This window comes from Mesorhizobium sp. ISC11 (genome assembly GCF_037162595.1).
GTDB classification, from domain to species: Bacteria; Pseudomonadota; Alphaproteobacteria; order Rhizobiales; family Rhizobiaceae; genus Mesorhizobium; species Mesorhizobium ciceri.
Genome location: NZ_JAVSPW010000001.1, coordinates 5,684,234 through 5,706,765, shown reverse-complemented (window position 1 = coordinate 5,706,765; position 22,532 = coordinate 5,684,234). Strand labels below are relative to the sequence as shown.

Sequence of the window (22,532 nt, the reverse complement as noted above, 5' to 3'; positions counted from 1 at the left end):
CCGCCCTTACAGCTCGACGCCCTGGCGGCGTGCCATGATCGCGGTGATGCGTTCGGTCAGCATGCCCTTGAGCAGGATGACGACGAGGCCGACAATGGCGTACCAGATCGCCACCTTGACGTGGTAGCCGGCGACGACGACGCCCTTCTTTTCCAGCTCCAGCAGCGCGACGAGAATGCCGCCCCAGACGAAATACTCGCCGGGATTGATGTGCGGGAACAGGCCGAGCGGCGGGTGCACATAGGACACGGCCGCGTCATAGAAGGCTGGCTTGTGCTTTTCTTCCAGGAACGATCCGAACGTATAGGCCATCGGATTGGTGAGGAAGAACACCGCCAGCAGCGGTAAAAGCGTGTAGCGCGTCAGCGCGATCCGGCCGGCGCCGCGCGCCAGGCCATGCACGCGCTCTTCACCGACCAGTTCGGTGACGGCATAGAAGGCCGTCATCAGCACGACCAGCGTCGGAATGATGCCGGTGACGAAGCCGGCGAAGACCTCGCCGCCCTTCTGGAAGATGCCGATGAAGTACTTGCCGATGGCGGTCAGCCAGCCGAGCTGCTCTTCCTGCTGGACGTCCTTCAGCTTTTCCTTGAACTGATCGACGGTGATCGGTCCGCTGTCCGCTTGTGCGAGGACAACGAGATGGTCGGAGGCATGCTCGACAGCGAGCTTGCCATGCAATGCGGCATCCGAAACCATGGCACCTGCGACATGCAGATTGTGCACGGCCATGTCGGCATGCTGCGCCAACAACGAAAATACAGACATTTCTCCTCCTTATGCCACCCGCCGGTTGATCCCAGTCGGTGCGCGGCGTCCTCTATCCCTTTGATTTAGAGCCCGAAATCATCCGGCTCTAAGCCCTTGCTACGTTCAAACCGGACAGGCCCGGCTTCTTCCCCGGCTCCGACCGTGTTTTGTCGATCTGCTCGATCGCCCGTTTCACGGCCTCGGCCACACCGGGTTCCCCCTCCCCCATGATTGCAGGGTTGGACCGGAGTCGATCGAGGGGAACACCCTCGAATTCTTCATGTCTCTTGAACTTGGTGAAGACGGAACGGCCGCTCATCACCATCAGGCGGCGCACGACCAGATCGGGCGTCACCACGACGAGCGCGATGGTGCCCTTGGCCAACCGGCCGCGAAAATTGCCGGCTCCGACGAAGCCGTCCTTGTACTGGTCGGTGACGCCCCTGAAGACATCCGAATAATGCCGCATCTGCAGCCAGACGCCGAGCGACTGCAGCGCCCACACGATAACCAGCAGAAGCAGTCCCCACTGCCAAATCGCCATTCGGTTCTCCTCCCGAAGCCTCAGTTGAATCGCACCTTGGACCGGCGCGTGACAACAGCAAAGTGAGAACATTTGTTTCCGAGAATGTCAATATGTATGATATTGGCCTCTGAAGCGGTCATCCACAGGGCCGCTGACAGATTTCGGCGGCGGCGCCCTTGTGCTAGGCTGACCGGGAAACAGGATACGAGGAAACATGGACCTGCCCTTCCGGGACGAACTGGCCTTGATGCCCGATCTTCGCCATCGGCTGCGGCAGTTGCGCTGGTTCCGCGCCACCTTTCGCGGCAGCGCCAAGGTGGTCGCGGACACGTTCGGCGTGCGCTTCGAGATCGACGAGGCCAAGCTCACCAGGGCCTTTCTCGACTGGGTCGAGATCATGGAGGCGCAGAAGCGCTTCGCCGCGATCGACCGCGCCGACTTCATCGTCTTTGCCGCCGGCCTCGTGCTGCGTGAGCTGATAAAACAGGCGCCGGCCAGGGAAATCTCCGGCCTCACGCAGCTGATCGAGACGGAAACGAACGCCGGCACGCTGGAAATCGTCCGCTTCTGGCCGGAGGGTTTCCTCTACACCAACTACTGCGTCTCGGTGATTTCGGCGATCCACGAGCAGGAATTCGGCACGGCACCCGGCATCGACAAATGCGCCGACGATTTGCGCACCTGGTGGTCCTATCGCGAGAATGTGACCGAGATGCCGGCCTATGCGGTGGCTTTCCTCGACCGCTTTCTCGGCGCCGAACCGAACTGGATCACCCCGGATCGCGCGCAGTCCCGGCAAGCCATGCAACGGGCGCTCGGGTCTTCCCGTGCGAGCGATGCGTTGCGCCAGCTTTGAGCCCGCTCTTCGCATCCCCAAAACCGCACGTGCTATTGAACATTTGACTTTTTGCCGATAGCGATGTGCGAAAATTGACTCGAGAGGGAAACGCGTGGCGCGACCAAGGCCTATTATTTTCGATTGCGACGGCGTTCTTGTCGACAGCGAGCCTCTGGCCGCCCGCGCCTATGAGCGCGTCTACGAAAAGCACGGCATGCCCGGCGTCAACACCAGCATCATCGCCCAATGCATCGGCATGAAGCAGTCCGATATCATCGCCAGGATCAAAGATTTGACCGGCCACCAGTTTCCGGCGGCGGCGGACGGCGACATCTGGGCCGAGACCAAGGTGCTGTTCTCGCAGGAATTGAAGCCGACACCGGGAATCACTGCCTTTCTGGAGGCGCTTGCAGGCGACCGCTGTGTCGCCTCGTCCTCCTCCGTCGAGCGCATAAACCACAGCCTTGCGGTGACCGGGCTGGCGCGTTTCTTCGGCGATGCGATCTACAGTTCCTCGATGGTCAAGAACGGCAAACCCGCGCCGGACATCTTCCTCTTCGCGGCGGACAAGATCGGCGCCAATCCCGTTGACTGCATCGTCATCGAGGACTCGCCCTTCGGCATCCAGGGCGCGATCGCCGCCGGCATGACGGCGATCGGCTACACCGGTGGCGGCCATACCTATGCCGAGCACGCCGCGCGGCTGACGGCTGCCGGTGCCGATTTCGTCTGCGCCGACTGGCAAGAAGTTAGCCGGCAATTGGCTAGGTTTGGTGTGCCGGCCTAGTTTAGACGATACTTTGTGAATCCACGGCTGGCCCATTCGCCAGGCGGCACGAGTGAGCCCACACGGAAGTTGAAGGACAGGACCCTCGTCGCATCGGCGTCGACTTCGCATCGGAAATTTAGGTTGTACCAAGCGTTTCTGGTGCTGAAGGCGGCCTGCGGAGGATTGAGAACATTGCCTTTGTCCAGCGTAATGGTTGGCACCCATTTGACCGTATAGTCGGCACTTTGCAGTTCCCGGCTCAGAACGTTGCCGCAAAGGGTGGCCACCCGCTGACCGCGCGGCACATTCTCCATGGAGCTTGTAGCGAACGCATTGCCGGTTGCCCCTTGCGAGTAAAGCTTTCTGACGCCCGGAAGGCCGGAATAGATTGGTGATCCTGCAACGTCGTCGTTGGTGGGATTTGACCTTCCAGCATTCCCGATCGGCGCTTTGAAAGCTCTTGCGGGTTTGAACGTCATTGTCTTGGCAGGTTTGGACTTTGCCTTTCCAGTCGAAGCTGGAGGCGCCGGCTTGTCACCGGTCTCAGCCGTCAATGGCTTTGGCGTCACGACGGCTTGCTTTTCGTCAGGTTGCGGTGCGAGTTCTTGTTTGTCCGGCTGCTGTTTGTCGGTGTCCTCGGTCGCCTGCTTTTCCTCGCTTTGCGCGGGCTTTTCGTCCGGCGCAACGGTGGCCGGCTTCTCGTCAGGCTTGCTGGGGTCTGCCTTCTGCTGTGGCGTTGCAGCCGGGGCGGGCTCCGTCGGCGCGGGTGTCGGCGCGACAGGCGGCTTTGCAGCCTCATCCTTGGCCGGCGACGGCGTGTTGGGTTTAGCGCTGCTTCCGTCGAGCGATTTCTCCGGCCCGGTATCTTTCTGGCCGTACTGGAAAACGCGCTTCAGAACCTGGTCGTCTGGCGGTTTCGGCGGCGGCGGCTTTTGTTCAGGCGGCCTTTCAGCCTTCTTTTCAGGTGTCGGTTCCGGCGGCTTTGGAGCAGGTTTCGGCTTGGGCTTCTCGGGCGGCGGCACGATCGCGACATTGACGGGCTGTTCCTGCTGAACCGGCTGCTGCTCGGGTCTCGGCAGGCCATAGATCAGAAACGCTGCGATGAGCGCATGCAGGATCAGCGATGCGGGCAAAGCCCACAGCAAATGCCGCCGCCGTTCTTCTGTTTCGCCCTTCATCCGCACCGATGTGGAATGAAATAGCGGCGGCTTCAAGCATAGGTAGTGGATTGGCTTGATTTAACCGCTGACAGGTTGGTGATCGGATGACGACGCGCAGACCTCAGGTCAGCCAGTTTGCCGCTGGCGCGGGATCCCGTCCAGAAACCGTTCGTCCAGCCGCGTCTCGCCAAGCCAGTTCAGCCGGTTGATGCTGATGAAGCCGGCATCGATCGCGTCGTTCTCGTCGCCCGGCTGGCTGTCGTGAGCCCGCCCGCGCGGCACGGTGATGACCGTGCGGTCGCCGTCGCTCTCCACGATCTCGGCCTTGCGGGCGATCTTGTCGCGACCGATGCGCGGCTGGCGGATTTCGGCCGGCAGCGAGGTCGGCAGGTTGATGCTCAGCCAATGACCCTCAGCGGCCCAGTCGGCGCGCGATTGCCACAGGGACACGATCAGCGCGCCAAGCCATTGGTCGTCGCCATCGGTGAAATCAGGATTTTTCACGCGTGAGAAGCCAATGGCCGGAACGCCCCAGAAAGTCGCCTCTCGCGCAATGCCGAGCGTGCCGGAATAGGCAAGGTCCTCGGCAACGTTGCGGCCATCGTTGACGCCCGACAGCACAAGGCCCGGTTTCTCGGAATTGGCGAACAACCAGGTCATGGCGCTTACCACGCAATCGGCCGGGGTGCCGGAACAGGCGTACCAGTTCGGTTTGACGCGCCGCATGGTCAACGGCCTGGCAATCGTCAATGACGAGCCGGCGGCGGTGCGCTTGCCGTCGGGCGCGACCACCCAGACATCGTCGCACAACGCGCTTGCCGCATTGACCAGACGGGCAAGCCCCGGCGCTTCGATGCCGTCATCGTTGCAGATCAGAATTCTCATCGTTTTCTTGCCTCCGACACCACTATGCGCTGGCCGGTGCGGCATTGCGTGCGCAGCGAGGGGATGTGGGTTTGCAGGTCGCCGAGAAGATCCGGCGTGCAGGAATGGCCGAGTGCCGCGGGACGGCCGGCCTTCTCCCAGATATCGACATTGCCCGACAGCGTCGGATGGGTCGGCATGCGTACCCAGTCCGCCCGGCCGGCCTTGTGCAACAGATCGCCCGGCGAACCTGACGGCAGATGCCCGGTAAGCAGCACCGGAAAACCGGAATGGTCGGCACGCGGCAAGAGGCGCGACGATGGGCCGGCTTCACCCATGCCGTCATCCGCCAGCAGCGGCATGGACGGCAGGGGATCGGCATCGGTCCAGTCGGCTGCGTCTTGCAAGCGGCGGCGCAGCAACGTTGAAACGCCCGGCAACAGGGCTGCCGTGGCGCCGATCTGCGCTTCCAGGGACGAGCGCATGCCGGCATGGATGGCGAACGGCCCTGGCAAGGCCGCGATCAGCTCCAGCGAGCGACCAGAGAGCGGCGTCGGCAAAAGACACCCGTCCGAATGCCTCGCAACCCATTGCGAGATTTCGAGCGCCCGCGCCGCCCCCGGCACCGGATCGGCGCCATAGGAAGCATCGAGGACAAGCAGGTCGCAGTGCGGGATCGTGTCCATGACGAAGACATTGCTGTCCGGCACCACATCGGCGGAATAGGCGACGCGGCTCTCGCCATTGTCGACGGCAAACCACACGCCGCCCACGACATGTCCGGAGCGTCCCGTCCAGATCGTAAGATTGCCGCTGTTCAACGTGTCGCCGGGTTCGAACAATTCGAGGCGATCTTCGGGAAAAGGGAACCGCCTGAAATCCTCGGGCTCAGCATAGCCGGCGAGCGTGGCAGGCGCCTCGTCGCGGGTCTCGGCGGTCATGAAGATCGGACCGGCATAACCGCGCGACAGCAGCCAGCTCAGCGCGCCGATATGATCCTCATGCGCATGCGAGACGAACAGCGCATCGATGTCGGCGACCGAGCCGTTCAGCGCCGGATAGTAGTCCGCCCCCGAGGCGCCGACCTTGATGCCGACGTCGAGCAGGATGCGATCCTTGCCGCTGCTGACAGCAAGGCTGGTGCGGCCCTTTTCGCCAAAGCCGCCGAGCAGGTCGAGCATCATCACGATGCCGCCCCCGCCGCCGGGATCAGCCAGCCGGAGCGTATCCGCAGGCGTGCCTGGGCTCCGCTCTCCAGCGCGACTGGATCGGGCTGTTCGAAATGCAAGGTGAGGTCGGGATTGGTCGAAGGCGTGAATTCGATGCGCGCCGAGCCACCCTGGTAGATCACCCGCTTGACCAGACCATCGAAGCCGGGACCGTCCGGCGACACGTCGAGATCGGCCGACCGGCAGCAGACCTTTGCCCCGGTTCGCGGCCGCTCGCCTGGCCGGCAGCGGACAATCAGTTCAGCGCCGAGAACGCGGACCTTGCAGTGCCCTCTTTCTTCCGCGCTCAACACATCCGCAGGCAGCAAAATGCCCTGCGAAATGAAGGAAGCCACCATTTCATTTGCCGGCTCATGATAGAGTTCGCGTGGCGTCGCCAGCTGGGCAAGACGCCCGCCATCCATCACCGCGATCCGATCGGCCAGCGCCATCGCCTCGGCTTGGTCATGGGTGATGTAGACGATCGTCGTGCCGGTGCGCTTGTGGAAGGAGGCGAACTCGTCCTCCATCGAGGCCCTCAGATGCACGTCGAGATTGGCCAGCGGCTCGTCGAACAGAACCAACGAGGGCGCCGCGACAAGGCAGCGCGCCAATGCCACGCGCTGGCGTTGGCCGCCGGACAGATTGGCCGGCCGACGCTCGCCCAGCCCTTGCAGATTGACCAGGGCGAGTGCGTCTTCAACCTTCTGGCGGGCGACGGCCTTGTCGAGCTTCGCCACCTTCAGCGAATAGCCGATGTTTTCGGCGACCGTCATGTGCGGCCACAGCGCGTAGTTCTGGAAGACGATGCCGACGCGCCGCTTTTCCGGCGCGACGCTGCCGCCCTTGCCCGACACGACCTCGCTGCCGATACGGATCTCGCCTGACGTCACCTTCTCGAATCCGGCAACGAGCCGCAGCAGCGTGGTCTTGCCGCAGCCGGACGGCCCGAGCACTGCCAGGAACTCGCCGTCGCCGACATCGATCGATACGTCCTTGACGGCATCGAAATTGGCGAAGCTCTTGGTCACATTGTCCAGGCTCAATCGCGCCATGGCAGCACTCCGGTCGGAAGGTAGGGGGCAAGCAGATTGGTCACCAGCATCAACAGGAAAGTGACCGCCACAGTGATGACGGACATCGCCGCCGCATAGTTGGAATCGCCGCCCTGCTCGAAGGAAAACATCACGACACCGATCGTCTCCGACCCGGACGACCACAGCAGCGCCGAGACGGTGAGTTCGCTGAGCGCCGTCATGAAGATCAGTAGCCCGCCGGCGATCGCCGCCGGTGCCACCAGCGGAAAGATGATCGTGCGCATGCGCGTGAACAGCCCGGCGCCGGCCACTTGCGCCGCCTCCTCCAGCGCCCGGTCGATCTGGTGATAGCCGCTGATGGTCGGCCGCAATGCCAGCACCAGGAAGCGGGCGAGATAGGCGTAGAGGATGATCCAGGCGGTGTTGTAGAGCTGGATGCCGGTCAGCGGGATCGGCCGCAGGAACATGAGCAGCGAGGCGATCGCCAGCACCACGCCGGGCAAGGCATAGGGCAGTTCGACCGACAGATTGAGCAGCCGCACCCAGCGCTGCTTGCCCCAGGCGATCAGATAGCCGATCGGCACGGCGACAAGAACCGCGAAGAAGGCGGCCGCGATCGACAGCCAGAAGCTGTTGAAGAAGGCGCGGCTGGCCGCGTCATGCTCGAACAGCACGAAGCGATAATTGTCGAGCGTCGCCGTCTTGGCGGTGAGCGCAATGCCGTAGCCCGGCACCAGCGATGTCAGAACCAGCCCGAACAGCGGCAGGACCAGCACCACGATGATCAGCAGCCACATGCCGGCCTGCACGGCGGGCCGCCAGCGGCCGAGCTCATAGGGCTCGGCCGGAAGCGACGTGGAGCTGATGCGATAGTCGCGGCGGCGGCTCATGATCTCCTGGGCAAGGATGCCCGCCATGGCGATGATGCCGATCAGCACCGATAGGAATGCGGTTTCGCCGAGCACGGCGGGGCCGCCGCCGGCCAGCTTCTGATAGATCAGCGTCGGCAGCACGAGATAGTTGGCGGGAATGCCGAGAAAGGCCGGAATGCCGAAATTGCCGACGCATGAGACGAAGGCAAGAGCAGCGGCCGCCATGATCGACGGCGTCATCAAGGGCAGCACGATGGTGACCAGCACGGTGAACCAGCCGGCACCGCCCGCCCGCGCGGCTTCGACCAGCTCGCGCGGCAGCTTGCGCAGCCCGGCGCGCACCAACAGGAAAACCAGCGGGCCATACTGCACGCCGAGCAGCAGGATGATGCCCGATGTCGAATAGAGCGGGTTCCTGGTACCGAGCGGCGGTGCCGCCCCGAACAGCTTGAGGAACGGGCTTGCCGGGCCGAACAATTGCAGCCAGGCCAGCGCCGTCACCTGCGGCGCGATCAGCAAGGGCATGACGTAACAGAGCACCATGGCGCTGCGAGCGCGGATATCGGTCAGGGTGACGAGGACGGCCACCAGCGTTCCAGACAGCACCGCAAGCAGGGTGCCGCCGATACCGACGACCAGTGTGTGCCAGGTGGCGATCCAGGTCGCCGGACTGGCGAGCCCCGCCTTTATCGCGACGGTCGACAGCGTGCCGCCGGGCGCCACGATCTCCTTGATCAGGCGCAGCATCGGCAGCAGGGAAAGCAGGACGATGACGATGGCTACCGCCGCCGTCAGGACCATTTCCTGGCCCCGGCTTTCCCTGATCCGTGTTGACATGATTGCGTTTCCTGGGGTCGATCAGCCGAGGCGATCGGGGTTTTGCCCGTCAGGGATACCGCTGGGACGGCACCCCTGACTGGATTGCCGGCTCAGCCGCCGAACAATTCCGAGAACTTCGCCTTGTCGGCGTCGGTTTTGGCGACGATTGCCTTGGTGTCGAACGGCATCACCTTGACCTTGACGCCTTCCGGCAGCCATTCGGGGCGGCCGACCGAGGCGCGCGCCGGCAGATAGCCCATCGAAAGCGCAAGCTTCTGGCCGTCATCGGAAAGAATGAAGTCGACGAACTTCTTGGCGCCGTCGACATTCCTGGCGGTCTTCATGATGGCGACCGGTTCGGTCACTGCCGGCACACCTTCCGAGGGGAACACGAACTCGACCGGGGAACCCTTCTTCTTGGCGTTCATCGCCATGAAGTCGACCAGGATGCCATAGGGCTTTTCGCCCGATGCCACCGACTTCAGCACCGCACCATTGCCGCGCACGCTGACGGTGTTGTTGGTCTTCAGCTTCTGGAAGAAATCCCAGCCATAATTGGCGTCGCCGACGAAGCCCGAAAGCAGGTAGGCGGCGGCACCCGAATAGAGCGGGCTCGGCATGACCAGGCCATCGGCATAGGCGGGCTTGGCAAGATCGGCCCAATGCTGCGGCTTCTCGGTCGCAGCGGTGTTGTAAACGATGCCGGTGGTGATCAGCTTGCTGCCGAAATAGGTCTTGTCGGCGTCATAGGCATCCGCCTCGATGCCATCGAGCTTTGCCTCGGGATAGGGCAGTAGCCGGTCGTCCTTCTTCAACAGCTCCATCGAGACCGCATCGGCGATCAGAAGCACGTCGGGCTGCGGGCTGCCGGCGGCAAACTCGGCCGCCATCTTGGTCAGGATGTCGCTCGTTCCGGAGCGATAGATATTCACATCGATACCCGGCTGCGCCTTCTTGAAGGCATCCACGGTCTTGGCCGCGTCGGCTTCCGGCTGGGACGTGTAGAGCGTCAGTGTTTCGGCGTTTGCCACGCCGGCAAACAAAGTTGCCGCGAGTGCCAGCTGGCTGGCCAGCAGCTTGATGAAGTGCGTCTTCAATGAGACCTCCTGTCTTTCTGTGCATGACCGGTCCGGCTCTGGCCGGCTCCCCGTCTCTTCCTCCCTGCACGGCGCATATGACTGGTGGATGACACAGCGCGTGAAACCCACAAAATATGTTCATATGTACGATGTCAATTACAAATGAACAGAAATGTGCGACAATCGACACGCCGCAGATCCGGCATCAGTTGACATCCGGCCGGTATTTCCTTGATGAGCACCGGTCAGGCCACGGCTCATGAGGGACAGGAACCGATGACCACAGAAAAACCCAGACAGGCTCGCCTGCCGATGGTCTCGTCGGACCTTACCGTCAAGACGGCATGGCTCTACTATGTCGAAGGTTTCACCCAGGAACAGATTGCCGAAAAGCTCGATGTCTCCAGGGTGAAGGTCATGCGTACGCTGGCCTCCTGCACCGCCGAGGGCATTGTCGTCACCATGATCAACGCGCCGACCGCCGGGCAGGTGGCGCTCGAGCGGGGACTGGAAAAGCGCTGGGGTCTGAATGCCGCCGTCGTCATCCCGACGCCTTCGGCGCATGACCATCTGGAGAAAGCCATCGGCCATGCCGTCGCGGCCTATCTCGGCGAGCAGATGCAGGACGGCATGACGCTCGCCATCGGTGGCGGCGCGACCCTGCATGCCAGCCTCGGCTTCCTTGCCCGCCGGCAGTTGAAGCGTGCCTGTGTGGTGGCGCTCGTCGGCAGCCTGCCGCACTCGCAATGGATCAATCCGTCCATCGTTGCCGCCAAGGTAGCCGATGTCTTCGAGGTCGACAGCTACCAGATCACCGCGCCGGTCACGGTCGACAATTCCTCGCTGCGCGATCTCCTCTGGGCACAGCCGACCCTGCAGGATGTACGCCAACGCGCGGCCGCCGCCGACATCGCGCTGCTCACCGTCGGCGACATGTCGCCGGACGCCACCATCTTCCGGCATGGCATCGTTCCGTCATCGCTGATCGCTCCGTTGAAAGCGAAGGGCGCGGTCGCCAACATGCTGTGCTATTTCGTCGATGCCAATGGCCGTTTGGTGGACCACGAGGTAAACGGGCGTGTCATGGCCATCGATCTCGATGTGGTCGGCAAGGTGCCGAATGTGGTTCTCGCCGCGGGCGGCAAGCGCAAGGTCGCGGCGATCCTCGCCGCACTGAAAGCCGTCGACACCAATGTGCTGATCACTGACAGCGATACCGCCACGGCGCTGCTTGCCAAGGGCGGTTAGATCAGCCCGCGCTCGCGCAAAAAATCCTCGACGCCGACATGGGTCATGGATTCGAATTCGGCGATCGCCTCGGCCACCCGCTTGCGCTGCGCCGCCAACAGTGTGAACACCTGCTTCATCTCGCCGGAAACACCAAAACGGCTCCACCGCTCGGCGATATGCGTGGGCAGACCGATGTCGGCGCAGAACGCGTCCAGACTGTCATAGCCGAGGCTGGCGACGAGCTGCCTGGTCTCCTCCGCCGACATGCGAGGCTCGAAGGCGTGGTCGTGCAGGCGCTGCGCCACCAGCTTGATGTCGGATGGCGACGCACCCATGACCTTGCCGAACAGGGTTTTGACGTCAGATGGGTCGAATGCAGGCATATTTGGCCTCCCTGGATCGCAATCCAGATAGAACATGGGTCAAGGGTCAGCGCCTGACAAGTCGTTTCTGTCGCAAGCCGGCGCATCAGTCGGCGCCGGCTTCTGCTTGGTGGATCAGACCAGCAGGCCCATCGGATTTTCAAGGAGGTTCTTGAAGGCGACCAGCAGTTCGGCACCCAGCGCACCGTCCACGGCGCGGTGGTCGGTCGACAGCGTCACCGACATCACGGTGACTATTCTGATCTCGCCGTTCTTGACCACCGCCCGCTCCTCGCCGGCGCCGACCGCCAGGATGGTCGCGTGCGGCGGGTTGATGACAGCGGCAAAATCCTTGATGCCGAACATGCCGAGATTGGACACCGCCGTGGTGCCACCCTGATACTCTTCCGGCTTCAGCTTGCGGCTGCGGGCGCGACTGGCGAGGTCCTTCATCTCGTTGGAGATGGTGGACAGCGTCTTTTCGTCGGCTTTGCGGATGATCGGTGTGATCAGGCCGCCGGGGATCGACACGGCAACGCCGACATCGGCGTGCCTGTGCTTGACCATGGCGCTTTCGGTCCACGAGGCATTGGCATCGGGCACCGCCTTCAGCGCCATCGCCATCGCCTTGATCACCATATCGTTGACCGACAGCTTATAGGCCGGAGCATCACCCTTGTCGGTCTTCTTCACCGGGGCTGCCGCATTGATCTGCGTGCGCAGCGCCAGCAGCGCATCGAGCTCGCAGTCGAGCGTCAGGTAGAAATGCGGAATGGTGGTCTTGGCCTCGACCAGGCGGCGCGCAATGGTCTTGCGCATATTGTCATGCGGGACGAGGTCGTAGGAGCCCTGTTCGAACAGTTTCAGCACCTGATCGTCCGACATCGCCTTTACCGGCGCGGCAGCAGCAGCGGGCACGCCAGCCGGAGCCTTGGCGGCAGGCGCCGCCTGGGCGCCGCCACCGGCAATGGCCGCGTCGACATCCGCCTTCACCACCCGGCCATGCGGACCGGTCCCAGATACGGTCGAGAGGTTCAGGCCGGCCTCACGGGCCAGGCGCCGGGCAAGCGGTGTTGCACGGCCGGCCGATGGCGATTGGCCGATCTCCCCCCTTGTGGGGGAGATGCCAAGTGGCGGCAAAGAGGGCAGGGCAGAGGGGTGCGTGACAGAATGAGACGTTGGCGCGACAGCGCCCCCCTCTGTCGACTTCGTCGACATCTCCCCCACGGGTGGGGAGATTGGCGCCTTGTCCTGCTTGGCCGCAGCAGCATCAGCCCCATAGGCCTCACCGTCGGCATAGATCCACGCCACGGCAGCGCCGACCGCAATATCGACACCCTCTTTGCCGGTGACATCGCGCAGGACGCCGCTGGCCGGCGCATCGATTTCCATCGCCGCCTTGTCGGTCTCGATCTCGAACAGCACATCGCCCTTCTTGACGTGCGCGCCCTCCTCGGCAAACCAGCGCGAGATCTGTCCAGTCGCCATGTCCATGTCGACCTTGGGAAGAATGACTTCGGTCGGCATATCTCAGCGAACCCCTTTCACGAGGTCGCGCGCGGCGGTGATGATGTCCGGAATTTGCGGCACCGTCGCCTTCTCGAGTTCCGGATTGTAGGGGATCGGCGTTTCGGCGCCGCCCAGCCGCACGATCGGCGCGTCGAGATAGTCGAACGCTTCGCTCTCGGCGATCATGGCGCTGACCTCGGCGCCGATGCCCAGCGTCTTGACCGCTTCGTAGACGCATAGCAGCCGCGACGTCTTCTTGACGCTGTCGATGACGGTCTGCTTGTCCATCGGCCGGATGGTCCGGAGATCGACGACTTCGACGTCGATGCCTTCGCTCTCCAGCACGGCTGCCGCGTCGAGCGCCTTCTGCACCATGATCGAGGTGGCGACGATGGTGAGATCCCGGCCTTCGCGGCGGATATCGGCCTTGCCGATCGGCACGGTGTAATAGCCTTCGGGCACCGGGCCCTTCATCTTGTAGAGCAGCTTGTGCTCGAAGATCATGACCGGATCGGGATCGGCGACCGCCGCCAAAAGCATGCCCTTGGCATCATAGGGGGTCGCCGGCTGGATGACTTTCAGACCCGGCACATGGCCGAGCCAGGCTTCGAGGCTCTGGCTGTGCTGAGCCGCCGCACCGGTGCCGGAACCGGCGGGAAAGCGCATCACCACGGGAACAGAAACCTCGCCGCCCAGCATGAAGCGCATCTTGGCCGCCTGGTTGACAATCTGCTCCATGGCAAGCGTGGCGAAATCGGAAAACTGGAACTCGAAGATCGGCCGCATGCCGGTGAGCGCAGCCCCCACCGCAACGCCCGCGCCGCCCAGTTCCGAAATCGGCGTGTCGATGACGCGGTCAGCGCCGTAACGTTCGACCAGGTCGCCGGTGACCTGGAAGGCGCCGCCATAGACGCCGATATCCTCGCCCATCAGGAAAACGCGTTCGTCCATGTCCATGGCGATCGCCATGGCTTCCTGGATCGCCTGGGCGTAGCTCAGTTCACGCACCATCGCGTCCATCACGCCTGCTCCGTATACACGTAATTTCCCGTCTCGCTGATATCGGGCGAAGGGCTCGCCTTGGCGAACTCGATGCCCTCGGCGATCTCTTGCGCCACGGCATCGCGAATGGCCTCGATGCCCTTGTCGTCGATGAAGCCGAATTCCCTGAGCTCGCTTTCGAACAGGGTGATCGGATCGCGGTTCGACATCCAGTCCTCGATCTCTTCCTTGGTGCGATAGCGGTTGCGGTCGCTCTTGGAATGGCCGCGATGGCGGTAGGTCTTGGACTCGATCAGCGTCGGCCCCTCGCCGGCGCGGGCTCGGGCAACAGCCTGATGAGACGCCTCGGCGACCTCGGAGAAGATGTTGCCGTTGACGATGACGCCCGGCATCGAATAGGCGGCGGCGCGCTCGGCGATGTTCTTGACCGCGGTCGAGCGGGCTGTCGATGTCGACATGCCGTAGCCATTGTTCTCGCAGACGAAAATGACAGGCAGCTTCCAGACCGCCGCCATGTTGAGCGCCTCGTGGAAAGCGCCTTCATTGTTGGCGCCATCGCCGAAGAAGGAGACCACGACCTTGCCGGTCTTCATCATCTTGGAGGACAATGCCGCCCCGACGGCGATCGGAATACCGCCACCGACGATGCCATTGGCGCCGAGATTGCCCTTGCCGACATCGGCGATGTGCATCGAGCCGCCACGGCCCTTGCAATAGCCTGTGGTCTTGCCGAAGAACTCGGCGAACATGCGCTTGACCTCGGCGCCCTTGGCAATGCAGTGGCCGTGACCGCGATGCGTCGAGGTGATCTGGTCATCCTCGGCAAGCGGCATGCAGATGCCCATGGCGCTGGCTTCCTGGCCGATCGACAAATGCATGGTGCCATGGATGAGGCCGCGCGTGTAGCACTCCTCCGCGCCCTCTTCGAAGCGGCGGATCAGGTACATCTTGTGGAGCACCTGCTTGAGCTGCTCGGCGCTGTACTGGCGGTAGACGAAGGGCAGATTGGCGCGACTGTCAGTGACGGCTTTGCTGGCTGTGGCCATGATCACGCTCCCACGGTCCCATAGACGAGCTTGTCCTGGCGAGCGCGCAGTTCGGCGATCTTGGAGCCGGCCGCGGGCGCTGCATTCGCGTAGGTTATGAGTTCGCCCTTCTTGATCGGCGCGGTGACCGAGCCGCCCTGCAGCAGGCCGCAGGGAATGGCCTTGGCGGCGCGCGCCTCGGGCGTCGTCATGATCCAGGCGCGGTAGCAATATTCGCCGATCGCATCGAGCTTCTCGCCGGGCTTCATGTCCTTCTTGGCCACGGCGGCGACTTCGGCCACCGGCTTGGCCAGCGGCACCATGTCGGCCTTGCCGTAGAGCACGACGCGCGCGCAGGTCAGCGGCACTTCGAGCGAGGTCAGGTGATAGGGACGATGGAAGGTGAAATACGGGCCTTTGCCCATCTTCAAATCTTCCATGCGCTCGGAGATGCGCGGATGCGACATGTCGGCAACGACAAAGACGCCGGGCGCGACACCCTTGCCGATCGAATAGTCGACGACGCCGACCTTCGACAGCACGCCGCCATCCTTCTGCGGCACCAGCACCTTGGACAGTTCGCCAAGCGTCGCCGCCGGGCCATGCATGCCGGCCTTGTCTGGAACCAGGCCCGTGGCATTGGCGATTGCCGCCATCTCGACCATGGTCTTGGAGCCGTCGACGAATTCGACCAGCATGCGCACATTCATGTGCCGGCGCTTGGCTTCCTCCTCATAGTCCGGGGGAATAGCGTCGATGTTGAGCGGATTGTTCTTGCCCTTGCCGGCGGCAACGATCGGGTGACCCATGGCCGAGACGAACTCGATCAGCTCCATGCAGGAGGACGGCTCATCGCCGGCGCCCAGTGAATAGGTGACGCCGAGCCGGTCGGCCTCGCTTTTCAGATAGGCGCCGATGGTGACGTCGGCCTCGACATTCATCATCACCAGATGCTTGCCATGCTCCATGGCGCGCAGCCCGATCTCGGCGCCAACGGCGGGAACCCCGGTGGCATCGATGACGACGTCGATCAGATCATTGTTGATGACAAGGTCGGCGTCGTTGGTGACCGCGACCTTGCCGGCTTCCATCGCCGACGTCATAGCCGAAGCATTCGACACTTCGCGCGCATGCCCGGTTTCCTGGAAAGCGATATCGACGGCCTTGCTGGCAGCCGGCAGGTTCAGTTCGGAAATGGCGCCGATCTCGATGCCCGACATATGGGCGACACGAGTGACGATGTCGGTTCCCATCTCGCCCGAGCCGATCAGGCCGATGCGGATAGGCTTGCCCGACTTTGCGCGTTCCTCGAGATCGCGGGCAAGACCCGTCAACGAAACATTGGAAGCCATACCGCTCGTTCCTCCCATAATGCAGGCTTGTTCGATTGCCTGACGGGTATTGAACATCTGTATTTCTGTCAAGACTAATGTCCATATTCCCATGCTTTTTGGACACTTTCACCGTAGTCCAGCGGGACGAGAAAGAAGCTGGGAAACTCGATGCCGCGCAGTCGCCGTCAGTGCGCGGATGGGCATCGGTTGGGATCGTTCAGCTCAGCCAACGGCGCAGCCTGTTGCGCTGCCGTGCAATAGGCCGGCACATGCGACTGGCGGCATCTTGGCCCTCGCGGGAAGTCCTGCTCAGTGTCCCGCGAAGCCTGCCGGAGGCGGGCAACCCGCCGCGTCGATCGCAAAATCATGGAAATGCACGACCACGCCATCCGCATCGATTAAGATCACGGCATAGCCGGGTGCTTTTCTGCCAGCGCCCAGCGGCACCAGCAGGCAAACGGAACGCTTGGATTACCCTCTACTGTGCCGTCCAGCCGCCATCCATCGGCAAGGTGGTGCCGGTGACCTGCCTGGCCGCGTCCGAACACAGGAACAGCGTCAGCGCGGCGAGCTCGTCGACGGTGACGAATTCCTTGGTCGGCTGGGCGGCGAGCAGCACATCGTGCTTGACCTGTTCCTCCGTCATGCCGCGCGCCTTCATCGTGTCGGGAATCTGCCTTTCGACCAGCGGCGTCCAGACATAGCCCGGCGCGATCGCATTGACGGTGACGCCGTCGAGCGCTGCTTCGAGCGCTACCGTCTTGGTGAGGCCCGCAATGCCGTGCTTGGCCGACACATAGGCCGACTTGAACGGCGAGGCGACCAGCGCATGCGCCGAGGCGGTGTTGATGATACGGCCCCATTTGCGCGCCTTCATGCCCGGCAGTGCCGCCTTGATGGCGTAGAACGCGGCGAGCAGGTTGATGCGGATGATGGCTTCCCACTTGTCATCGGGAAACTCCTCGATCGGCGCGACATGCTGGATGCCGGCATTGTTGACCAGGATATCGAGACTGCCGAAGGCAGCCTCGGCCTCATGCACCATGGCGCTGACCGCCGCGCCATCCATCATGTTGGCACCGGAATAGCGGCACTTGACGCCGAAATCCCTCTCGATGCCGGTGCGCTCCTGCTCGATGGCAGCCGCATCGCCAAGGCCGTTGATGGTGACATTGGCGCCTTCGGCGGCAAAGGCGCGGGCGATGGCCAGGCCGATGCCGCTGGTCGAGCCGGTGACGAGGGCGTTCTTCGAAGACAGGAAACCCATGATGATCTCGCAAGAGGTGGGAGGGAACGAACGGGGCCGCCTTTGTGCGCCGCACCATGACAGTGCCATAGCCATATGTCGGTGCGATTACAGGGTTGAGACGGCCGTCGACAGGCCTCTTGGGCGGCTGTCAGGCGGCTGACACGGCACTGTCATGGTGCCGTGCAACATAATCCGGAGCGCATTCGCGCAGTCATTCCTGAACCAAAATGGGGCTACAGCCTTGCAGATCGCCGATGTCGTGAAGCGCGCCTATGCGATGCCGCTGACCAACCCCTCCTTTCCGCCCGGGCCGTACCGTTTCTTCAACCGCGAATACGTCATCATCACCTACCGCACGACGCTTGAGGCGCTTCAGGCGGTGGTGCCGGAGCCGCTGGAAATCGACGAGCCGCTGGTCAAATACGAATTCATCCGCATGCCTGACTCGACCGGTTTCGGCGACTACACCGAGACCGGCCAGGTCATCCCGGTGCGCTACAAGGGCCAGCACGGCGCCTACGTCCATTCGATGTATCTCGACGACGACGCGCCGATCGCCGGCGGCCGCGAACTGTGGGGCTTTCCCAAGAAGCTTGCCGACCCCAAGATCGTGCATGAAGGCGAGGTCATCGTCGGCACGCTGCACTATGGCAGCGTTCTGTGCGCCACCGGCACGATGGGCTACAAGCACAAGGAAGCCGATCATGGCTCTGTCCTCGCTTCGCTGGCCGCGCCCAATTTCCTGATCAAGATCGTCCCGCATGTCGACGGCACGCCGCGCATCTGCGAACTGGTCCGCTACCACCTCACCGACATCACGCTGAAGGAAGCCTGGACCGCGCCCGCCGCACTCGATTTGCGGCCGCACGTCATGGCCGACGTGGCGCGGCTGCCGGTGCTCGACATCGTGTCCGCTGTCCACTTCACCGCCGACCTGACGCTTGGGCTGGGCGAAGTGGTTCACGATTATCTCGCCGACCGCACCTGAGCTGCACAAGCCTTTCAGAGCCCAAACAGAAGTCGGAGACCAAAGCCGTGCTCGAACGCAATCGCAACAAGGAGGCCACCGCCACCATCGCGGAGATCTCGGCGCAGTATGACCGCGTCGCGCTGGTGTTTCAGGGAGGCGGCGCGCTCGGCGCCTACCAGGCTGGGGTGTACCAGGCATTGGCAGAGGCCGGCTGCGAGCCGAGCTGGCTTTCCGGCGTGTCGATCGGCGCCATCAATGCGGCGATCATCGCCGGCAATGAATCGAGCCGCCGGCTGCAGCGCCTCGAGCAATTCTGGCAGACGATTTCGGGTCGCAAGATCTGGGCCTATACGCCGGAAGGCGACATCTACCGTGATATCCGCAATCGCACCAGTTCGTGGATGACCATGGTCATGGGGCAGCCGGGCTTCTTCAAGCCGCGCAATCCTAACCCCTGGATGGAGCAGCCCGGCGCCGAGGGCGCCACCAGCTTCTACGACACGGCCGAGCTGAAGGAGACGCTGCAAAGCCTGATCGACTTCGACATCCTCAACGACGGCAAGAAGCGGTTGAGCGTCGGCGCGGTCAACGTCCGGACCGGCAACTTCGTCTATTTCGACACCGACAAGGTCCGCATCGAACCGGAGCACATCATGGCCAGCGGCGCGCTGCCGCCGGCGTTCCCGTCGATCCGCATCGAAGGCGAATATTACTGGGACGGCGGCATCGTCTCCAACACGCCGCTGCAATATCTGCTCGACCAGGAAGAGGACCGTTCCTCGCTGGTTTTCCAGGTCGACCTGTTCAGCGCGCGAGGCGTCCTGCCGCGCAGCATGCCGGACGTGCTGTCGCGCCATAAGGACATCATGTATTCGAGCCGCACACGGCAAAACACTGACAATTTCAAACGCATCCACGGTCTCAAGATGCGCCTGCTCGATGCACTGAAACGGGTGCCGAAGGAGTTGCGGACGCCGGCCGAGGAAGCGCTGATCGAGGACTATTCGGACGCCGGCACCGTCAACATCGTGCACCTGATCTATCAGCACAAAGGCTATGAGGGTCACGCCAAGGACTATGAGTTCTCAGGCACCTCGATGCGCGAGCATTGGGAGACAGGGTTGGAGGACACGCAGCGCACCTTGCGCCATCGTGAGTGGCTGACGATGCCGACCAATGTCGACGGTGTCGCCATCCATGACCTGCATCGCGAAGACCCGACGTAGCCAGGCCGGTTATGCTCAACGGTTCAGCGTTGTTGGCCAGGATTCGTTTGAACGGCCATCGCCAACGCTCGAGATTGGCCGACGCCTCCAAACTTCGTCATCCCTGGGCGAAGCAGGAGCGAAGCTCCGTCGCGGAGACCCTGGGATCCAGGCCGTGACCTTTGCCACGGAGTGCAGCGGAGCAGAATTCTGCACCGCGGCAACGCTCAGGAGTCGCGGCATGGATCCTATGGTCTGCGCCGCGTCGCTTCGCTCCCTGCTCCGCCACAGGATGACGAAGCGAAAGGCGTTTCGGCCAATTTCCTAGGCATGTTCCACGTCAACAGAAACGAATACGTCTTCGCCCCTTGAACGCAGTGCTCACTTAAAGAAAAAAGGCAGCGCCGGTCACCCGGCGCTGCCTTTTCTTTGGACGCTTATACGCTCGGCTCAGAACACCTGGCGGAAGATGATGAACAGCACGAAGGCCAGCGTGATCGAGCACGGCAGCGTCAGCACCCAGGCAAGCAGCAGATTGCGCACCGTCGCCCATTGCAGCCCCGAACCGTTCGCCGCCATCGTTCCGGCAACGCCCGACGACAGCACATGCGTCGTCGACACCGGCAGTCCCAGCCGATCGGCCATGCCGATGGTCACCATCGCCACGAGTTCGGCCGCCGCACCCTGGCCGTAGGTCAGATGGCTCTTGCCGATCTTCTCGCCGACCGTGACGACGATGCGTTTCCAGCCGACCATGGTGCCGAGGCCGAGCGCCAGCGCGACGGCGACCTTCACCCAGATCGGGATGAACTTCGTCGCGTTGTCGACGGCCTTGTGATAGTCGGTGACCGCTTTCAGATCGGCCGCCTCCATCGGCAGCAGCTGCTTCTTGTCGATTAGCTTGAGCGCTTCGCCGATCAAATAGATGTCGTTGCGGGCGTTGCTGACCAGATCGGTCGGCACCGTCTCGACCGAGGCATAGGGCTGCAGGCCAGCCGTCGTGTTGTGGATGTAGGTCTGCAGCGCAACCGTCGTCTGGTCGTTCCAGGTCCTGGTGCGCACGGCATCCTGGACGGCGGCCTTGGCATCGGTGACGGTGACCCCGGGCTTGGCATATTTGCCCAGCGCCGTTTCGACGCTGACCGAGGCAGACTTGTAGGCTTCGAGATAGTTGATGTCGGGGGTGCGGTTCAGCGCATAGGCCGTCGGCACGACGCCGATCAGGATCAGCATGATCAGGCCCATGCCCTTCTGTCCGTCATTGGAGCCATGCGCAAAGCTGACGCCGGTGCAGGTGAAGATGAGCAGGCCACGGATCCACCATGGCGGCGGCGTGTTGCCCTTCGGCGCCTCGTAGAGCGCCGGATTGCGCACCAGCAGCTTCATTACATAGAGCAGGATCGCCGCGGCGAAGAAGCCGATGATCGGCGACACCAGCAGGGTGACGCCGACATTGGTCGCCTGCGACCAGTCGACGCCGCTGGTGGCGCTGCCGGCGGGCGCCATGAACTGGTTGGCAAGGCCGACGCCGATGATCGAACCGACCATCGTGTGCGAGCTCGACGCCGGCAGTCCGAGGAACCAGGTGCCGAGATTCCACAGGATCGCCGCCACAAGCAGCGCGAACACCATGGCGAAGCCCGAGGACGAGCCGACCTGCAGGATCAACTCGACCGGCAGCAGCGACAGGATGCCGAAGGCGACCGCGCCGCTGGAGGTGAGAACCCCGAGGAAATTGAAGGCGCCCGACCACATGACGGCGAATTCGGCCGGCATCGAGCGCGTGTAGATGACCGTCGCCACCGCATTGGCGGTGTCATGGAAGCCGTTGACGAACTCGAAGCCGAGCGCGATCAGCAAGGCGATGCCAAGCAGGATCCACGGCACGGTCTTGGCCACCGCAAGATCCTGGCTGAGCGCGTAGCCGACATAGGCGATGCCGACGAGCACCAGCACGCCGAAGGCCGGCAGGAACCACTTCGCGCTGCCCGATTGATCCAGCGGATGATCCGGTCTCGGAATGCCCGCCTCGCTAGAAACTATGTCCACCATGTCCCACTCCAGATGCATTGCAGCAAAGAACTGGGAAGACGCTATGTCCGCACGATGAACCCTGTGTGACGCCGGCGAACGCCGCGTTCACGAACAGGCCCGCCGAAAAGCGGGTGGGCGGCGCCTATTTGGCAATCTCGAGCAGGGACGATACCAACAACTGGCGCTCGTCTTTCGACAGGACATCCGAATCGAAGAGGTTCATGCTGCGCAATCCCTCGATGGCGAGATAGCAGATCAACAGCGATTTGAGATCCGGCGTCTCGCCCTTCAGCCGCTCGAAAAGCTGCCGCTTGAAGGTCTTTATCGGCATCATGAAATCGGGATCCTCGGCGATAGCCGAGAAGATCCAGGACGCCGACGGCTGCTTTTCCTCGCAATCATTGGCCGACAGCCTGATGTAGACGGCCAGGGGATTTTCGTCCTTGTCATTTGTGCGGGCGGCTTCCAGCGCGTGCTCGAACTCGCGCAGATAGCCTTCGACCAAACCTTGCATCAATTTGGCCTTGGTCGGGAAATTGTAGAGGAGCCCTCCCTTCGACACGCCGGCACGGCTGGCGACGGCATCCAGCGACAGGCTGCCTGGTCCGGATTCCCGGGCAACATCAGCCGCCGCGGCGAGAATCTTCTCGCGCGAATTCGGTCTTTGGGCTCTCATGGTGCCTCCCATCG

The 22,532-nt window shown here is 63.0% G+C and carries 21 protein-coding genes; 5 read left to right on the top strand and 16 right to left on the bottom strand.

The annotated features are described in order from the left end of the window. Window positions 1-6 precede the first annotated feature (6 nt). Both srlA and RPF88_RS27585 read right to left on the bottom strand, forming a co-directional pair. Window positions 7-768, bottom strand: a complete 762-nt coding sequence (gene srlA / locus RPF88_RS27590) for a PTS glucitol/sorbitol transporter subunit IIC (RefSeq protein WP_013529328.1) — start codon at window positions 766-768, stop codon at window positions 7-9. A gap of 88 nt (window positions 769-856) precedes the next feature. Beyond that, window positions 857-1,294 (bottom strand): transcriptional regulator GutM, encoded by a 438-nt coding sequence (locus tag RPF88_RS27585; RefSeq protein ID WP_013529327.1) that lies wholly within the window; start codon window positions 1,292-1,294, stop codon window positions 857-859. A gap of 196 nt (window positions 1,295-1,490) precedes the next feature. Between RPF88_RS27585 and RPF88_RS27580 the strand changes: the two genes are divergently transcribed. Together RPF88_RS27580 and RPF88_RS27575 are read left to right on the top strand one after the other, a co-directional pair. After that, window positions 1,491-2,132 carry a hypothetical protein gene (locus RPF88_RS27580; protein ID WP_127369600.1) on the top strand — a complete coding sequence of 214 codons (642 nt, stop codon included), beginning with the start codon at window positions 1,491-1,493 and terminating at the stop codon, window positions 2,130-2,132. Window positions 2,133-2,226: 94 nt separating this feature from the next. After that, a complete protein-coding gene (locus RPF88_RS27575) occupies window positions 2,227-2,901 on the top strand; it encodes an HAD family hydrolase (RefSeq protein WP_013529325.1) in 675 nt (224 codons plus the stop codon). On the opposite strand, the gene RPF88_RS27570 is transcribed toward RPF88_RS27575, so the two are convergent. From RPF88_RS27570 to RPF88_RS27545, 6 genes are all read right to left on the bottom strand, one after another. After that, a complete protein-coding gene (locus RPF88_RS27570; protein WP_337123531.1) occupies window positions 2,898-4,061 on the bottom strand; it encodes a DUF930 domain-containing protein in 1,164 nt (387 codons plus the stop codon). The genes RPF88_RS27575 and RPF88_RS27570 overlap by 4 nt on opposite strands. Before the next feature lie 108 nt (window positions 4,062-4,169). Then, window positions 4,170-4,928, bottom strand: coding sequence for a 5'/3'-nucleotidase SurE (locus RPF88_RS27565; RefSeq protein ID WP_337123530.1), 759 nt, complete (start codon window positions 4,926-4,928; stop codon window positions 4,170-4,172). Next, window positions 4,925-6,091: an MBL fold metallo-hydrolase gene (locus tag RPF88_RS27560; protein WP_337123919.1), complete on the bottom strand. Its 1,167-nt coding sequence runs from the start codon at window positions 6,089-6,091 to the stop codon at window positions 4,925-4,927. The genes RPF88_RS27565 and RPF88_RS27560 overlap by 4 nt, the downstream gene beginning before the upstream one ends. Further along, the gene (locus RPF88_RS27555; protein WP_337123529.1) at window positions 6,091-7,170 is read right to left on the bottom strand and encodes an ABC transporter ATP-binding protein; all 1,080 of its coding nucleotides are present in this window, start codon (window positions 7,168-7,170) and stop codon (window positions 6,091-6,093) included. Before RPF88_RS27555 ends, RPF88_RS27560 begins: the two co-directional genes overlap by 1 nt. Then, on the bottom strand, window positions 7,158-8,861 hold the full coding sequence (locus RPF88_RS27550) for an ABC transporter permease (protein ID WP_337123528.1): 1,704 nt from the start codon (window positions 8,859-8,861) through the stop codon (window positions 7,158-7,160). Before RPF88_RS27550 ends, RPF88_RS27555 begins: the two co-directional genes overlap by 13 nt. A gap of 92 nt (window positions 8,862-8,953) precedes the next feature. Then, window positions 8,954-9,940 carry an ABC transporter substrate-binding protein gene (locus tag RPF88_RS27545; RefSeq protein WP_024503709.1) on the bottom strand — a complete coding sequence of 329 codons (987 nt, stop codon included), beginning with the start codon at window positions 9,938-9,940 and terminating at the stop codon, window positions 8,954-8,956. A 258-nt stretch (window positions 9,941-10,198) separates the two neighbouring features. On the opposite strand from RPF88_RS27545, the gene RPF88_RS27540 reads away from it, so the two are divergent. Beyond that, window positions 10,199-11,170 carry a sugar-binding transcriptional regulator gene (locus RPF88_RS27540; protein ID WP_027162947.1) on the top strand — a complete coding sequence of 324 codons (972 nt, stop codon included), beginning with the start codon at window positions 10,199-10,201 and terminating at the stop codon, window positions 11,168-11,170. Here RPF88_RS27540 and RPF88_RS27535 read toward each other — a convergent pair. The 6 genes from RPF88_RS27535 to RPF88_RS27510 form a co-directional block, all read right to left on the bottom strand. Next, entirely contained in the window at window positions 11,167-11,535 is a 369-nt protein-coding gene (locus RPF88_RS27535) for a hypothetical protein (RefSeq protein ID WP_013529317.1), read from the bottom strand. The genes RPF88_RS27540 and RPF88_RS27535 overlap by 4 nt on opposite strands. Window positions 11,536-11,649: 114 nt before the next feature. Then, on the bottom strand, window positions 11,650-13,041 hold the full coding sequence (locus RPF88_RS27530; protein WP_337123527.1) for a pyruvate dehydrogenase complex dihydrolipoamide acetyltransferase: 1,392 nt from the start codon (window positions 13,039-13,041) through the stop codon (window positions 11,650-11,652). Between the two features lie 3 nt (window positions 13,042-13,044). Continuing rightward, complete coding sequence (locus tag RPF88_RS27525; protein ID WP_027163140.1) at window positions 13,045-14,043, bottom strand: alpha-ketoacid dehydrogenase subunit beta; 999 nt, start codon at window positions 14,041-14,043, stop codon at window positions 13,045-13,047. Beyond that, window positions 14,043-15,071 (bottom strand): thiamine pyrophosphate-dependent dehydrogenase E1 component subunit alpha, encoded by a 1,029-nt coding sequence (locus RPF88_RS27520; RefSeq protein ID WP_063169131.1) that lies wholly within the window; start codon window positions 15,069-15,071, stop codon window positions 14,043-14,045. The genes RPF88_RS27525 and RPF88_RS27520 overlap by 1 nt, the downstream gene beginning before the upstream one ends. Window positions 15,072-15,073: 2 nt before the next feature. Further along, a complete protein-coding gene (locus RPF88_RS27515; protein WP_024503031.1) occupies window positions 15,074-16,402 on the bottom strand; it encodes an NAD(P)H-dependent oxidoreductase in 1,329 nt (442 codons plus the stop codon). A gap of 460 nt (window positions 16,403-16,862) precedes the next feature. Next, the gene (locus RPF88_RS27510) at window positions 16,863-17,651 is read right to left on the bottom strand and encodes a 3-hydroxybutyrate dehydrogenase (RefSeq protein WP_224674453.1); all 789 of its coding nucleotides are present in this window, start codon (window positions 17,649-17,651) and stop codon (window positions 16,863-16,865) included. A 223-nt stretch (window positions 17,652-17,874) separates the two neighbouring features. Between RPF88_RS27510 and RPF88_RS27505 the strand changes: the two genes are divergently transcribed. Beyond that, on the top strand, window positions 17,875-18,621 hold the full coding sequence (locus RPF88_RS27505) for an acetoacetate decarboxylase (RefSeq protein WP_337123526.1): 747 nt from the start codon (window positions 17,875-17,877) through the stop codon (window positions 18,619-18,621). A gap of 47 nt (window positions 18,622-18,668) precedes the next feature. Then, window positions 18,669-19,829 (top strand): patatin-like phospholipase family protein, encoded by a 1,161-nt coding sequence (locus tag RPF88_RS27500; protein WP_024503027.1) that lies wholly within the window; start codon window positions 18,669-18,671, stop codon window positions 19,827-19,829. Window positions 19,830-20,258: 429 nt separating this feature from the next. Here the strand turns inward: RPF88_RS27500 and RPF88_RS27495 are convergent, their stop codons facing one another. Then, window positions 20,259-21,860: an inorganic phosphate transporter gene (locus RPF88_RS27495; protein ID WP_013529309.1), complete on the bottom strand. Its 1,602-nt coding sequence runs from the start codon at window positions 21,858-21,860 to the stop codon at window positions 20,259-20,261. Between the two features lie 124 nt (window positions 21,861-21,984). Beyond that, complete coding sequence (locus RPF88_RS27490; protein ID WP_013529308.1) at window positions 21,985-22,518, bottom strand: TetR/AcrR family transcriptional regulator; 534 nt, start codon at window positions 22,516-22,518, stop codon at window positions 21,985-21,987. Between the last annotated feature and the right edge of the window lie 14 nt (window positions 22,519-22,532).

What these genes read in the sequence shown, in the direction of transcription:
- srlA (WP_013529328.1), bottom strand. Translation starts at nt 768, where the DNA reads ATGTCTGTATTTTCGTTGTTGGCGCAGCATGCCGACATGGCCGTGCAC.
- RPF88_RS27585 (WP_013529327.1), bottom strand. Translation starts at nt 1,294, where the DNA reads ATGGCGATTTGGCAGTGGGGACTGCTTCTGCTGGTTATCGTGTGGGCG.
- RPF88_RS27580 (WP_127369600.1), top strand. Translation starts at nt 1,491, where the DNA reads ATGGACCTGCCCTTCCGGGACGAACTGGCCTTGATGCCCGATCTTCGC.
- RPF88_RS27570 (WP_337123531.1), bottom strand. Translation starts at nt 4,061, where the DNA reads ATGAAGGGCGAAACAGAAGAACGGCGGCGGCATTTGCTGTGGGCTTTG.
- RPF88_RS27565 (WP_337123530.1), bottom strand. Translation starts at nt 4,928, where the DNA reads ATGAGAATTCTGATCTGCAACGATGACGGCATCGAAGCGCCGGGGCTT.
- RPF88_RS27560 (WP_337123919.1), bottom strand. Translation starts at nt 6,091, where the DNA reads ATGATGCTCGACCTGCTCGGCGGCTTTGGCGAAAAGGGCCGCACCAGC.
- RPF88_RS27555 (WP_337123529.1), bottom strand. Translation starts at nt 7,170, where the DNA reads ATGGCGCGATTGAGCCTGGACAATGTGACCAAGAGCTTCGCCAATTTC.
- RPF88_RS27550 (WP_337123528.1), bottom strand. Translation starts at nt 8,861, where the DNA reads ATGTCAACACGGATCAGGGAAAGCCGGGGCCAGGAAATGGTCCTGACG.
- RPF88_RS27540 (WP_027162947.1), top strand. Translation starts at nt 10,199, where the DNA reads ATGACCACAGAAAAACCCAGACAGGCTCGCCTGCCGATGGTCTCGTCG.
- RPF88_RS27535 (WP_013529317.1), bottom strand. Translation starts at nt 11,535, where the DNA reads ATGCCTGCATTCGACCCATCTGACGTCAAAACCCTGTTCGGCAAGGTC.
- RPF88_RS27530 (WP_337123527.1), bottom strand. Translation starts at nt 13,041, where the DNA reads ATGCCGACCGAAGTCATTCTTCCCAAGGTCGACATGGACATGGCGACT.
- RPF88_RS27525 (WP_027163140.1), bottom strand. Translation starts at nt 14,043, where the DNA reads ATGGACGCGATGGTGCGTGAACTGAGCTACGCCCAGGCGATCCAGGAA.
- RPF88_RS27520 (WP_063169131.1), bottom strand. Translation starts at nt 15,071, where the DNA reads ATGGCCACAGCCAGCAAAGCCGTCACTGACAGTCGCGCCAATCTGCCC.
- RPF88_RS27515 (WP_024503031.1), bottom strand. Translation starts at nt 16,402, where the DNA reads ATGGCTTCCAATGTTTCGTTGACGGGTCTTGCCCGCGATCTCGAGGAA.
- RPF88_RS27510 (WP_224674453.1), bottom strand. Translation starts at nt 17,651, where the DNA reads ATGGGTTTCCTGTCTTCGAAGAACGCCCTCGTCACCGGCTCGACCAGC.
- RPF88_RS27495 (WP_013529309.1), bottom strand. Translation starts at nt 21,860, where the DNA reads ATGGTGGACATAGTTTCTAGCGAGGCGGGCATTCCGAGACCGGATCAT.
- RPF88_RS27490 (WP_013529308.1), bottom strand. Translation starts at nt 22,518, where the DNA reads ATGAGAGCCCAAAGACCGAATTCGCGCGAGAAGATTCTCGCCGCGGCG.